Source organism: Kosakonia sp. LAM2021, assembly GCF_016620385.1.
GTDB classification, from domain to species: Bacteria; Pseudomonadota; Gammaproteobacteria; order Enterobacterales; family Enterobacteriaceae; genus Kosakonia; species Kosakonia sacchari.
The window spans coordinates 185053-198636 of sequence record NZ_JAENHT010000008.1 but is presented as its reverse complement, the minus strand read 5'-3'; the positions used below and the strand labels follow the sequence as shown (position 1 = coordinate 198636).

At 53.1% G+C, this 13584-nt stretch carries 13 protein-coding genes and 1 other annotated feature; of the genes, 9 read left to right on the top strand and 4 right to left on the bottom strand.

Annotated features, from left to right (window positions below; genetic code table 11):
* Positions 1 to 32: 32 nt before the first annotated feature.
* Positions 33 to 749: a two-component system response regulator ArcA gene (gene arcA / locus JKP81_RS17425; RefSeq protein WP_013367683.1), complete on the bottom strand. Its 717-nt coding sequence runs from the start codon at positions 747 to 749 to the stop codon at positions 33 to 35.
* 94 nt (positions 750 to 843) lie between these two features.
* On the opposite strand from arcA, the gene yjjY reads away from it, so the two are divergent.
* The 6 genes from yjjY to thrC all read left to right on the top strand — a co-directional run bounded on the left by yjjY (position 844) and on the right by thrC (position 7112).
* The gene (gene yjjY / locus JKP81_RS17420; RefSeq protein ID WP_200552708.1) at positions 844 to 984 is read left to right on the top strand and encodes a protein YjjY; all 141 of its coding nucleotides are present in this window, start codon (positions 844 to 846) and stop codon (positions 982 to 984) included.
* A 398-nt stretch (positions 985 to 1382) separates the two neighbouring features.
* Entirely contained in the window at positions 1383 to 2069 is a 687-nt protein-coding gene (locus JKP81_RS17415) for a tRNA/rRNA methyltransferase (RefSeq protein WP_200552707.1), read from the top strand.
* 211 nt (positions 2070 to 2280) lie between these two features.
* Positions 2281 to 2349 carry a thr operon leader peptide gene (thrL, locus tag JKP81_RS17410; protein ID WP_200552737.1) on the top strand — a complete coding sequence of 23 codons (69 nt, stop codon included), beginning with the start codon at positions 2281 to 2283 and terminating at the stop codon, positions 2347 to 2349.
* Positions 2288 to 2405 (top strand) — a sequence feature (Thr leader region). (Overlaps the previous gene by 62 nt.)
* Before the next feature lie 23 nt (positions 2406 to 2428).
* Positions 2429 to 4891, top strand: coding sequence for a bifunctional aspartate kinase/homoserine dehydrogenase I (gene thrA / locus JKP81_RS17405; protein ID WP_200552706.1), 2463 nt, complete (start codon positions 2429 to 2431; stop codon positions 4889 to 4891).
* Position 4892: 1 nt separating this feature from the next.
* On the top strand, positions 4893 to 5822 hold the full coding sequence (thrB, locus tag JKP81_RS17400; RefSeq protein WP_200552705.1) for a homoserine kinase: 930 nt from the start codon (positions 4893 to 4895) through the stop codon (positions 5820 to 5822).
* 3 nt (positions 5823 to 5825) lie between these two features.
* Entirely contained in the window at positions 5826 to 7112 is a 1287-nt protein-coding gene (gene thrC / locus JKP81_RS17395) for a threonine synthase (protein WP_200552704.1), read from the top strand.
* A gap of 42 nt (positions 7113 to 7154) precedes the next feature.
* Here thrC and yaaA read toward each other — a convergent pair whose 3' ends face one another.
* Both yaaA and JKP81_RS17385 read right to left on the bottom strand, forming a co-directional pair.
* Positions 7155 to 7928 carry a peroxide stress protein YaaA gene (gene yaaA / locus JKP81_RS17390; RefSeq protein WP_200552703.1) on the bottom strand — a complete coding sequence of 258 codons (774 nt, stop codon included), beginning with the start codon at positions 7926 to 7928 and terminating at the stop codon, positions 7155 to 7157.
* Between the two features lie 80 nt (positions 7929 to 8008).
* Entirely contained in the window at positions 8009 to 9439 is a 1431-nt protein-coding gene (locus tag JKP81_RS17385; RefSeq protein ID WP_200552702.1) for a sodium:alanine symporter family protein, read from the bottom strand.
* Positions 9440 to 9736: 297 nt separating this feature from the next.
* On the opposite strand from JKP81_RS17385, the gene tal reads away from it, so the two are divergent.
* The 3 genes from tal to JKP81_RS17370 all read left to right on the top strand — a co-directional run bounded on the left by tal (position 9737) and on the right by JKP81_RS17370 (position 12819).
* Positions 9737 to 10690 carry a transaldolase gene (gene tal / locus JKP81_RS17380; RefSeq protein ID WP_200552701.1) on the top strand — a complete coding sequence of 318 codons (954 nt, stop codon included), beginning with the start codon at positions 9737 to 9739 and terminating at the stop codon, positions 10688 to 10690.
* 107 nt (positions 10691 to 10797) lie between these two features.
* Positions 10798 to 11385 (top strand): molybdopterin adenylyltransferase, encoded by a 588-nt coding sequence (gene mog / locus JKP81_RS17375; protein WP_200552700.1) that lies wholly within the window; start codon positions 10798 to 10800, stop codon positions 11383 to 11385.
* A 126-nt stretch (positions 11386 to 11511) separates the two neighbouring features.
* Complete coding sequence (locus tag JKP81_RS17370; RefSeq protein WP_200552699.1) at positions 11512 to 12819, top strand: MFS transporter; 1308 nt, start codon at positions 11512 to 11514, stop codon at positions 12817 to 12819.
* A 49-nt stretch (positions 12820 to 12868) separates the two neighbouring features.
* Here the strand turns inward: JKP81_RS17370 and satP are convergent, their stop codons facing one another.
* Positions 12869 to 13435, bottom strand: coding sequence for an acetate uptake transporter (gene satP / locus JKP81_RS17365; RefSeq protein WP_200552698.1), 567 nt, complete (start codon positions 13433 to 13435; stop codon positions 12869 to 12871).
* Positions 13436 to 13584 lie beyond the last annotated feature (149 nt).

Below are 13584 nucleotides of genomic sequence, written 5' to 3'. Positions count from 1 at the left end.
GCTTTGCGCCGCTTTTTCATCATTATTCTGGCTTATTCCTGCAAATCACCGCAGAAACGGTAACCTTCACCGTGAATGGTGGCGATGATTTCCGGGGTATCCGGCGTCGATTCGAAATGTTTACGAATACGACGGATAGTCACGTCGACTGTACGATCGTGTGGCTTCAATTCACGACCGGTCATTTTTTTCAGCAACTCAGCACGAGATTGGATTTTGCCCGGGTTTTCGCAGAAGTGCAGCATCGCGCGGAATTCGCTGCGCGGCAGCTTATACTGCTCACCGTTCGGGCTAATCAGTGAACGGCTATTGATATCCAGTTCCCAGCCGTTGAATTTGTAGCTTTCAACGCTGCGACGTTCTTCGCTGACCGTGCCCAGATTCATGGTGCGGGACAGCAGGTTGCGCGCGCGGATAGTCAGCTCGCGTGGGTTAAACGGTTTGGTGATATAGTCGTCAGCACCAATTTCAAGGCCCAGAATCTTATCGACTTCGTTATCACGACCCGTCAGAAACATCAGCGCGACATTCGCCTGCTCGCGTAATTCACGCGCCAGCAAAAGACCGTTTTTACCCGGCAGATTGATATCCATTATCACCAGATTGATATCATTTTCAGAAAGGATCTGATGCATTTCAGCGCCATCTGTCGCTTCAAAGACATCGTAGCCTTCTGCTTCGAAAATGCTTTTTAACGTGTTGCGTGTTACCAACTCGTCTTCAACAATAAGAATGTGCGGGGTCTGCATGTTTGCTACCTAAATTGCCAACTAAATCGAAACAGGAAGTACAAAAGTCCCTGACCAGCCTGGTGCATGTCGAAAATTAACATGACGGCGTAACATGACTAAAGTACGTAATTGCGTTCTTGATGCACTTTCCATCAACGTCAACAACATCATTAGCTTGGTCGTGGGCACTTTCCCTGTGAGCCCGACAGTGTCAAAAACGGCTGTCATCCTAACCATTTTAACAGCAACATAACAGGCTAAGACGTAAATGACACCCAATAAAACTACGCTTCGTTGACATATATCAAGTTCAATTGTAGCACGTTAACAGTTTAGAGAAATCTTGATAGCCAAATGCTAGCGTTTCTTACAATTTTTCAATAAACCAACTAGTTGCGCATATTAATTGATAAACAGGGCGAATCCAATACAAGTGGGAAATTCTGTATTAAAATGCCATGAATAAACATAGGGATAAGTCCCTTCTGTTAACATCTTAGCAGGTAATATCGCTGATAAATAGTTTAGCTTTTTTTAACCGTAGACAAGGGCTAAATCAGTGATTTGTGTTACATAATTGTAAATTCGCACCGCGTAGTATGATGACAAAGGTCACATTTCCCCGTAGTCTCAGTAAGAAGAGAAAGTAAAATGCAATTAGCTGTTGTTCTTGTCTCCCCCGCGAGAGCGGAAAATGTCGGCGCCGCTGCCCGCGCCATGAAAACCATGGGGTTTAGTGATTTGCGTATTGTCGACAGCGACGCGCATTTGCAAGAAGGCGCGCGCCGCGTGGCGCACGGCTCCGGCGATATCCTTGATAATATTAAAACTTATGCAACCCTTGCCGACGCGCTGGTGGATATTCCCTTTACCATCGCCACCACGGCGCGCAGCCGGGCGAAATTCCATTACTACGCGACACCGGCGGAACTGGTTCCCTTGTTACAAGAGAAAAGCACTTGGTTGAGTAGTGCTGCGCTGGTGTTTGGTCGTGAGGATTCCGGGCTTACCAATGAAGAACTGGCACTGGCAGATATTTTAACGGGGGTTCCGATGGTGGCGGATTATCCTTCACTGAATCTCGGCCAGGCGGTGATGGTGTTCTGCTATCAATTAGCATCTTTAATGCAACATACCCCGAAAGAGGCAGCCCCGGTTGATGGCAATCAGTTACAGGCGTTGCGTTTGCGAACTCGCGGATTACTGGAAAAATTAGGCGTGGCGGATGATATTAAAATGGCCGACTGGCTCGATCAGCGTCTTGGTCTGCTGGAACAGCGCGACACCGCAATGTTGCATCGTTTGCTGCACGATATCGAAAAAAAACTCGCCGAGTAAATCACTGTCATAATGTTTTTTTATAGTTAAAGTCACTGCGATACATGGCGTGAATGATCCTAATAGGTTGAAAGTGACGCCTGTTCCAGCGCAGCCGGGAATAACGGCAAAAGGGCGAAAAATAAAAATAAATTGACTTGAGCAGGCAGATACTTTAACCAATATAGGCATACAGCACAGACAGATAATAATTACAGAGCACACAACATCCATGAAACGCATCAGCATCATTACCACAATTACAACCATCACCATTACCACAGGTAACGGTGCGGGCTGACGCGTACAGGAAACACAGAAAAAAGCCCGCACCTGAACAGTGCGGGCTTTTTTTTCGACCAAAGATTAAGGGGTAAACCATGCGAGTGTTGAAGTTCGGCGGTACATCAGTGGCAAATGCGGAGCGTTTTCTGCGCGTTGCCGATATCCTGGAAAGTAATGCCAGGCAGGGGCAGGTTGCCACCGTGCTTTCTGCCCCGGCGAAAATTACTAACCATCTGGTGGCAATGATCGAAAAAACGATTGGCGGCCAGGATGCGATTCCGAACATTAGCGACGCCGAGCGTATCTTTGCCGACCTGCTGCAAGGGCTGGCAGATGCGCAGCCGGGTTTTCCCCTCGCGCAATTGAAAGCGTTTGTTGAACAAGAGTTCGCGCAGATCAAACACGTTTTGCATGGTATCAGCCTGCTCGGCCAGTGCCCGGACAGCATCAACGCCGCGTTAATTTGCCGTGGTGAGAAACTCTCTATCGCCATCATGGCGGGGTTACTGGAAGCGCGCGGTCACAAAGTCAGCGTTATCGATCCGGTTGAGAAATTACTCGCGGTCGGCCATTACCTTGAATCAACGGTCGATATTGCTGAATCAACTCGCCGTATCGCCGCCAGCCGTATTCCTGCGGATCATATGGTGCTGATGGCCGGTTTCACCGCCGGGAACGAGAAGGGCGAACTGGTGGTGCTTGGACGCAACGGCTCCGACTACTCTGCTGCCGTGCTCGCGGCCTGTCTGCGCGCAGATTGTTGTGAGATCTGGACCGATGTCGACGGCGTTTATACCTGCGACCCGCGCCAGGTGCCAGACGCCAGGCTGCTGAAGTCGATGTCGTACCAGGAAGCTATGGAGCTTTCCTACTTCGGCGCCAAAGTTCTTCACCCTCGAACCATTACCCCCATCGCACAGTTCCAAATTCCTTGCCTGATCAAAAATACCGGAAACCCGCAAGCGCCGGGCACGCTGATTGGTGCGACCTCTGATGAAGATGGTCTGCCGGTAAAAGGCATTTCGAATCTGAATAACATGGCGATGTTCAGCGTCTCCGGCCCGGGGATGAAAGGCATGGTTGGCATGGCGGCACGTGTCTTCGCCGCGATGTCGCGCAACGGCATTTCCGTCGTGTTGATCACCCAGTCGTCCTCGGAGTACAGCATCAGCTTCTGTGTGCCGCAATCCGATTGCGCCCGGGCCCAGCGCGCGATGAGCGAAGAGTTTTATCTCGAATTGAAAGAGGGCCTGCTGGAGCCGCTGGCGGTGATGGAGCGTCTGGCGATCATTTCAGTCGTCGGCGACGGTATGCGCACGCTGCGCGGAATTTCGGCGAAGTTTTTTGCGGCGCTGGCGCGCGCGAATATTAATATTGTGGCGATTGCTCAGGGCTCCTCCGAACGCTCGATCTCCGTGGTTGTTAGCAACGATGATGCCACCACCGGCGTACGCGTCACGCACCAGATGTTATTTAACACCGACCAGGTGATTGAAGTGTTTGTGATTGGCGTCGGCGGTGTCGGCGGTGCGCTGCTGGAACAGCTTAAGCGCCAGCAAACATGGCTGAAAAACAAACATATTGATCTGCGTGTTTGCGGTGTGGCGAACTCGAAAGCGCTGTTGACCAATGTTCACGGCCTGAATCTGGATAACTGGCAAGCGGAAATGGCACAAGCCAAAGAACCGTTCAACCTGGGCCGCCTGATTCGCCTGGTGAAAGAGTATCACCTGCTGAACCCGGTGATCGTTGATTGTACTTCCAGCCAGGCAGTGGCCGACCAGTATGCGGATTTCCTGCGAGAAGGTTTTCACGTTGTGACGCCGAACAAAAAAGCCAACACCTCATCGCTGGATTATTACCACCAGTTGCGTCGCGCAGCGGAAAAATCGCGGCGTAAATTCCTGTACGACACAAACGTTGGCGCAGGCTTGCCGGTGATTGAAAACCTGCAAAACCTGCTGAACGCCGGGGACGAGTTGCAGCATTTCTCCGGTATTCTTTCCGGTTCCTTGTCGTTTATTTTCGGCAAGCTGGATGAAGGCGTGAGCCTGTCGGCGGCAACGAATCTTGCCCGCGAAATGGGCTACACCGAGCCGGATCCGCGAGATGATCTCTCCGGTATGGATGTAGCACGTAAGCTGCTGATTCTGGCGCGCGAAACCGGTCGTGAACTGGAGTTGTCGGATATCGTCATCGAACCGGTGCTGCCGGCGAGTTTTGACGATTCAGGCGATGTTGAGAGTTTTATGGCACGTCTGCCGGGGCTGGATGATGATTTTGCCGCGAGAGTCGCAAAAGCGCGCGATGAAGGTAAGGTGCTGCGTTATGTTGGCAACATTGAAGAAGATGGCACCTGTCGGGTGAAAATTGCGGAGGTTGATGGCAACGATCCGCTGTTCAAAGTGAAAAACGGCGAGAACGCGCTGGCGTTCTACAGCCACTATTACCAGCCGTTACCGCTGGTGCTGCGCGGGTATGGCGCGGGAAACGATGTGACGGCAGCGGGCGTGTTCGCCGACCTGCTGCGCACCCTGTCCTGGAAGTTAGGAGTCTGAGATGGTGAAGGTGTATGCTCCGGCCTCCAGTGCCAATATGAGCGTGGGTTTTGATGTGCTTGGCGCGGCGGTTACGCCTGTGGATGGCACATTGTTGGGCGATAATGTCAGTGTGGAAGCAGCCGATCATTTCAGCCTGAAGAATGTGGGCCGCTTCGCCAGTAAATTACCGACTGAGCCGAAAGAAAATATCGTTTATCAGTGCTGGGAACTGTTTTGTCAGGAGATCGGCAAGCAGGTTCCCGTCGCGATGACGCTGGAAAAAAACATGCCGATCGGCTCAGGGCTCGGCTCCAGTGCTTGTTCGGTGGTCGCGGCGCTGGTCGCCATGAATGAGTTCTGCAATAAGCCGCTGAACGAAACACGCATGCTGGCGCTGATGGGCGAGCTGGAAGGGCGTATTTCCGGTAGCGTGCATTACGATAACGTCGCGCCTTGCTACCTCGGCGGCATGCAATTGATGATCGAGGAAAGCGGCATTATCAGCCAGCAGGTGCCAGGCTTTGATGAGTGGCTGTGGGTTTTGGCGTATCCAGGCATTAAAGTCTCGACAGCCGAAGCGCGCGCGATCCTGCCAGCGCAATATCGCCGCCAGGATTGCATTGCTCATGGTCGCCACCTGGCGGGCTTTATCCATGCTTGCTACAGCCGTCAGCCTGCGCTGGCAGCAAAATTAATGAAAGATGTGATTGCCGAACCGTACCGCATGAAGTTGCTGCCGGGATTTGGGGAAGCACGTAAAGCAGTGGCGGATATTGGCGCGCTGGCCTGCGGGATCTCGGGTTCCGGACCAACGCTGTTTGCCTTGTGCGACAAGCCGGATACCGCTCAGCGTGTTGCCGACTGGCTCGGCAAGCACTATCTGCAAAATCAGGAAGGCTTCGTTCATATTTGCCAGCTGGACACGGCGGGCGCTCGCGTAGTGGGATAACCAATGAAACTTTACAACTTAAAAGATCATAACGAACAGGTCAGCTTTGCGCAGGCCGTCACTCAGGGGCTTGGCAAAAATCAGGGGCTGTTCTTCCCGCACGATCTGCCGGAATTTAACCTAACCGAAGTCGATGAGATGCTGGAACAGGATTTTGTCACCCGCAGCGCGAAAATCCTTGCGGCGTTTATTGGCGATGAAATTCCTGAAGATGCGCTGGAAGCCCGCGTGCGCGCTGCGTTTGCTTTCCCTGCGCCGGTAAAACCGGTGGAGAGCGATATCGGCTGCCTGGAGCTTTTCCATGGGCCTACGCTGGCGTTTAAAGATTTCGGCGGGCGTTTTATGGCGCAGATGCTGAGTGCCATCAGCGGCGACAAGCCGGTGACCATTCTGACAGCGACATCAGGCGATACGGGCGCCGCTGTGGCGCACGCCTTCTACGGAATGAAGAACGTGCGTGTGGTGATCCTCTATCCGCAGGGCAAAATCAGCCCGCTGCAGGAAAAACTATTCTGTACGCTGGGTGGCAATATCGAAACTGTCGCAATCGATGCGGACTTCGATGCCTGCCAGGCGCTGGTAAAACAGGCATTTGATGATGAAGAGCTGAAAACGGCACTGGGCTTGAACTCGGCGAACTCGATCAACATCAGCCGCCTGTTGGCGCAGATTTGTTATTACTTTGAAGCGGTTGCACAACTGCCACAGGAAGCACGTAATCAACTGGTGGTTTCCGTGCCGAGCGGGAACTTCGGCGATCTGACCGCCGGTTTGCTGGCGAAATCACTGGGGCTGCCGATCAAGCGTTTTATCGCCGCTACTAACGCTAATGACACGGTGCCGCGCTTCCTGAAAGAGGGGCAATGGCAACCTAAAGCGACGCAGGCGACATTGTCGAACGCAATGGATGTGAGCCAGCCGAATAACTGGCCGCGTGTTGAAGAGTTGTTCCGTCGTAAGATCTGGCGCTTAAACGAGCTGGGTTATGCTGCGGTCGATGACGAAACCACGAAAGCCACTATCCGCGAGCTGAAAGGCAAGGGCTACATTTCCGAACCGCATGCTGCCATCGCTTACCGTGCACTGCGCGATCAACTGCAACCGGGCGAGTACGGTCTGTTCCTCGGCACCGCGCATCCGGCGAAGTTTAAAGAGAGTGTTGAAGCGATCCTCGGCGAAACCTTGCCGCTGCCGAAAGAGTTGGCCGATCGCGCCGACTTACCTCTGCTTTCGCATCAGTTGCCTGCGGATTTCTCCGCACTGCGTCAGTTGATGATGAGCAAAGCGTAATGCCTTTGTTTCCCCTGCCAACTGGCGGGGGAAACATAACGCTTACTGCTCGTGACGCTTAAACACCATTTCGTCCTGCGCGGACGCTTCTTCATCAAAGAAATACCCTTCGCTATCAAACCCGGCTAACTGCTCCGGTTTTGTCAAACGCTGCTTAATGATGTAGCGGCTCATCAACCCGCGTGCTTTTTTGGCGTAGAAGCTGATGACCTTAAACTTGCCGTTTTTCTCATCAAGGAACACCGGCTTGATTACCCTGGCTTTCAGTTTCTGGGTTTTGACCGAGCGGAAATATTCGTCAGAGGCCAGATTGATAACAATATCGTCGCCCTGGGCGGCAATGGCGTCGTTGAGTTTGAGGGTAATGGTCTCGCCCCAGAATTGGTACAGATCCTTACCCCTGGCGTTCTCCAGTCGGATACCCATCTCCAGACGATACGGCTGCATCAGATCCAGTGGGCGCAGCACGCCGTATAACCCGGAAAGCATGCGCAGATGCTGTTGGGCAAAGTCGAAATCTGCCTCGCTGAAGGTTTCGGCTTGCAGGCCAGTGTAGACATCACCTTTGAACGCCAGAATCGCCTGGCGTGCATTTTCCGGGGTGAAATCAGGCTGCCAGTCGTGAAAGCGGGTCGCGTTAAGATCGGCGAGTTTATCGCTGATGCCCATCAGCGCTTTGATTTGCGGCGCAGAAAGTTTGCGGGCGGTCTTAATCAATTGCTGGGCGTGATCCAGCAGTTCCGGCTGGGTAAAGCGCGTGGTCGCCAGCGGGCTTTGGTAATCGAGTGTTTTAGCAGGTGAAATCAAAATCAGCATACTCAGTCCTTGCTGTGCGAGAAATTTCCGCTGACTTTAGCAAAAAAACCAACAGACTTGATCGATAGTTGCGATTAGCGCTACGAACGGGGAATGTCATCCCAGCTTCCCGGTGCCAGCTGGCGTTTGATCTCCGGGTAGCGCTTCGGATCAAAGACTGGCATGACGCCAAGTTTACGCTGGCGCTGGTAATCTCGCGCCAGCAGTCTCACCACTGGCGAAAGCAGCAGGATCGCGGTCAAGTTGGTAATGGCCATCAGCGCCATCATCACATCGGCGATATGCCAAATTATCGGCAGGCTGAAAAACGAGCCCATCAGCACCATCAGTAAAACAGCCGTGCGCAGCAACCCGATATTCCTTGCGCTATTACGGCGCAAAAAGATCAGGTTGTTTTCCGCGTAGGTGTAGTTCGCCACAATCGACGTAAACGCAAACAGCGCCACGATGGCGGCAACGAACCCCGCGCCCCAGTTTCCTGTCAGCGACACCATCGCCTGCTGCATCAATTGTGTTCCGCCGATCGCGCTGGTGGACGGCGCATTTCCCGCAAGCAGCAGAATAAGCGCACTGGCGGTACAGACCAGAAAGGTATCGGTTACGACGCCGATCATCTGCACAAAACCTTGTGCGACAGGATGTGGAGGCCATGAGGCGGCAGTGGCTGCGGCGTTGGGGGACGATCCCATCCCTGCTTCATTAGCGAGCATGCTACGTTGAAAACCGCTGGTGATGGCCTGGCTCAGGGTGTAAGCCATGGTTCCGGTTGCCGCTTCCTGCCAGCCAAAAGCGCTTTTGACAATGTTCGCAAGAACCGCAGGCAGCAGATTGGCATGCCACAGACTGACACCAAAACTGACGACAATCCAGGCCAGCGCCATTACCGGCACCAGCCACTGCATCAAGCGTGCAACGTTGTTAAGCCCTTTGAGCATGAACAGGAAAGCACAGGCAGCAAGCACGCTGCCGCTGATAAAACCGGGTACGTTCCACGCATAACGCACGGCCTGTGCCATCGCTGTTGACTGAATAGTGTTAAACACCAGGCCGTAGGTGAGCAGCAAGAAAATGGAGAACAGCACGCCCATCCAGCGCATTCCCAGCCCGCGTTCCATATACCACGCGGGGCCGCCGCGCAGTTGCTGATTGTCATCACGCTCTTTGTACAATTGCGCCAGCGAACATTCGGCAAAGCTAATGACCATGCCAATGATGGCGGAAACCCACATCCAGAAAATCGCTCCTGGGCCGCCGGTGGTCAGCGCAAACGCCACGCCCGCCAGATTGCCGCTGCCGAGCCTTGTCGCAAGGCTTAGACATAACGCCTGATACGACGAGAGTGAGCCAGGCTGTGCAATACGGCTGCTTTTCAGACTTTGGCCAAAATCGCGAATGAAACGGAAGGGGACAAACCGGCTGCGGAACGCAAACCAGATACCTGCCGCCGCCAGCAGGTAGACCATCAATGAGCCCCAAAGTATTTCACTGATGAATGAGAAAAATTCAGGCATTAACATTCCTCTTGTTGATGCCGGGGGTTGGCCTGGGGCGTGGCTTCAGGAGTGTTCGCATCACTTCGCAGGCAATTAATTGAGTGAGTTTACCATACAATTTTCAGAGCATTGTCTGCGGTTGCGCTGGCAAGGCGTCGTGTTATCATCATGGGCAGACCGGTTACATCCCCCTAACAAGTATACTCGTCATACTTCTCGTTCAGGTGAGCTGGCTGCGTTAATGCGCCAGGCGCAGCAACGCGTCGTCGGTCTTAGCGTGGAGTATTAGGGTATCGTTTAAAGAGAAATATTATCATGACGGATAAATTGACCTCCCTGCGTCAGTACACCACAGTCGTGGCTGATACCGGAGATATCGCGGCAATGAAGCTGTACCAGCCGCAGGATGCAACAACCAACCCTTCTCTGATCCTTGGGGCTGCCCAAATCCCGGAATACCGCAAACTGATTGACGACGCCGTAACCTGGGCGCGCAGCCAGAGCAGCGATCGTGCGCAGCAGGTTGTGGATGCAACAGACCGACTGGCCGTGAACATTGGTCTGGAAATCCTCAAACTGATCCCTGGCCGTATCTCCACCGAAGTGGATGCGCGCCTCTCTTACGATACCGACGCGTCCATCGCGAAAGCAAAACGCCTGATCAAAATGTACAACGATGCGGGTATCAGCAATGATCGTATCCTGATCAAACTGGCGTCCACCTGGCAGGGCATCCGTGCTGCTGAACAGCTGGAAAAAGAAGGTATCAACTGTAACCTGACGCTGCTGTTCTCCTTTGCCCAGGCGCGCGCATGTGCTGAAGCGGGCGTGTTCCTGATCTCTCCGTTCGTTGGCCGTATTCTCGACTGGTACAAAGCCAATACCGACAAGAAAGAGTACGCACCGGCAGAAGATCCGGGTGTGGTTTCCGTCACGGAAATCTACCAGTACTACAAACAGCACGGCTATGAAACCGTGGTGATGGGCGCAAGCTTCCGTAACACCGGCGAAATTATTGAGCTGGCGGGCTGCGACCGTTTGACCATCGCGCCGGCACTGCTGAAAGAGCTGTCTGAAAGCGCGGGCGCTATTGAACGTAAACTCGCTTACACCGGCGAAGTGAAAGCGCGTCCTGAGCGCATCACCGAAGCGGAATTCCTGTGGCAGCACAACCAGGATCCGATGGCAGTTGATAAACTGGCGGACGGTATCCGTAAGTTTGCCGTTGACCAGGAAAAACTGGAAAAAATGATCGGCGATCTGCTGTAATCATCAGGCGTGGCCGGGTTCCCGGTCACGCTTCTTCTCTCTGCTCTGTTTGCCTTTCCCCTCAGCGTGTATCATTTCGTTAAATTGTTTTTTTGCACGGAATGAATATGGACACACTACGCATTGGTTTAGTTTCGGTTTCCGATCGCGCCTCCAGCGGCGTTTATCAGGACAAAGGTCTGCCCGCACTTGAAGCGTGGCTGGCGAGCGCCCTGACAACCCCTTTTCAAATTGAAACTCGCCTGATCCCGGATGAACAAAGCATCATCGAACAAACTCTGTGCGAGCTGGTGGATGAAATGAGTTGCCATCTGGTGCTGACCACTGGCGGAACCGGGCCTGCGCGCCGCGATGTAACGCCGGATGCAACGCTGGCGGTAGCCGATCGCGAAATGCCCGGGTTTGGCGAGCAGATGCGGCAAATCAGCCTCAATTTCGTGCCGACCGCGATCCTTTCCCGCCAGGTCGGCGTGATCCGCAAACAGGCGCTGATACTCAATTTGCCCGGTCAGCCGAAATCGATAAAAGAGACGCTGGAAGGGCTTAAAGACCAGGATGGCACAGTGAAAGTGCCGGGTATTTTTGCTAGTGTACCGTATTGTGTACAGTTGCTGGATGGGCCATACGTCGAGACGGATCCGCAAGTAGTAGCATCTTTCAGGCCTAAAAGCGCAAGGCGAGAAACATTATCCTAAAAAAGATTCTTTTTTGAGATAAGCAGTGCCGTGTGTGGAGTGTTAATTTATTTACGGTATAGTAATTTTTAATTTACAGAATTCGTAATAATTAAATTAACACTTCCTCTTTACAAACGGTTCACTATGTCAACTTATACACGCCCTCTGAACAGACAAGACTATAAAACGTTGACGCTGGCCGCGCTGGGTGGCGCGCTGGAGTTCTACGATTTCATCATTTTCGTCTTCTTTGCCGCCGTCGTCGGTGAACTCTTTTTCCCTGCTGATATCCCGGAATGGCTGCGCCAGGTGCAGACCTTTGGCATTTTTGCTGCGGGTTATTTGGCTCGTCCGCTCGGCGGTATTGTGATGGCGCACTTCGGCGATTTGGTCGGGCGCAAGAAGATGTTTACGCTCAGTATTCTGCTAATGGCGCTGCCCACGCTGGCGATTGGTTTACTGCCAACCTATGCCTCAATGGGCATTGTTGCGCCGTTGCTGCTGCTGTTAATGCGCGTGCTGCAAGGCGCGGCGATTGGTGGTGAAGTGCCTGGCGCCTGGGTTTTTGTTGCTGAACATGTTCCGGCTCGCCGCATTGGTATTGCCTGCGGGACGTTGACTGCGGGGCTGACGGTAGGCATTTTGCTCGGTTCTGTGGTCGCTACGCTGGTGAATACCGGCATGACGCAGCAGGCTATCCACGATGGCGGCTGGCGTATTCCATTCCTGTTGGGCGGGGCGTTTGGTCTGGTGGCTATGTACTTGCGTCGTTGGTTGCAGGAAACGCCGATTTTTCTTGAGATGCAGCAGCGAAAAGCGCTGGCGCAAGAATTGCCAGTTAAATCCGTGGTACTGAAACATAAAAAAGCGGTGGTAGTTTCGATGCTGCTGACCTGGCTGTTGTCCGCCGGGATTGTGGTGGTGATCCTGATGTCGCCGGTTTGGCTACAAAAACAGTATGGCTTCGCACCAGCGCTGACGCTGCAGGCGAACAGTATCGCCACCGTGATGCTCTGTTTTGGTTGCCTTGCGGCCGGGCTGCTGGTGGACAAATTTGGTGCCAGCCGTACCTTCATCGTTGGCAGTATTCTGCTGGCCTGCTCCAGTTGGTTTTTCTATCACCTGGTCGGCAGCCATCCTGAGCAACTGTTTATTTTGTATGGCGTGGTGGGCTTGTGCGTTGGCGTGGTGGGCGCGGTACCCTACGTAATGGTACGAGCTTTCCCGGCAGAAGTGCGTTTCACCGGGATTTCATTCTCTTATAACGTTTCGTACGCCATTTTCGGCGGGCTGACGCCGATTGCCGTTACCATGCTGATGGGCGTTTCGCCGATGGCTCCCGCATGGTACGTGCTGGCGCTATCGCTGCTTGGCCTGGGATTGGGGATTTTGCTGCGTCAGGATCTTCATCACCAGGATAACGTGGCTGAAAGCGCGGTACAGCAATCATAAAAAAACGGAGCCAAATGGCTCCGTTTTGTTTTATCCGTGTACGGTGGAATTAGTGCTTCTCGCCAATTGGCAGCACGGTGCGTTCGAACTGTTCGTTCAGCACTTCGCCCATCGCCAGATAGATTGCGCTGGCACCACATACCAGACCGATCCAGCCTGCAATGTGAACAATGCCTTCGTTATCGGCCAGGTGGCCAATTGCCAGCAGCGCGAACAGCACCGTCAGGCTCAGGAAGACGAATTGCAGTGCGCGTGCGCCTTTCAGGGTGCCGAAGAACATAAACAGTGTGAATACGCCCCAGATGCCTAAATAAACGCCCAGGAAGTGGCCGTTTGTTGCATCTGCCAGCCCCATTTTCGGCAACAGCAGAATCGCCACCAGCGTCAACCAGAAAGAGCCGTAGGAGGTGAACGCGGTCAAACCGAAGGTGTTGCCTTTTTTATACTCAAGCAGGCCGGCAAAAATTTGTGCGATGCCACCATAGAAAATGCCCATCGCCAGGATAATGACATCCATCGGGAACAAACCAATATTGTGCAGGTTAAGCAGAATAGTGGTCATGCCGAAGCCCATTAAGCCCAGCGGAGCCGGATTAGCCAACTTAGTGTTGCCCATAATTCCTCAAAATAAATCAATATGAAAAGGGAAAATGAAAGCCCCGCGTCAGTATTGAGGAGGCGGGGCGCGGCATCATAAATAGCGCCATTGAACCTGTCTATGATCTGAACAGGTGTAAATTAAAAAATTTTTTACCGCTCCCCCTT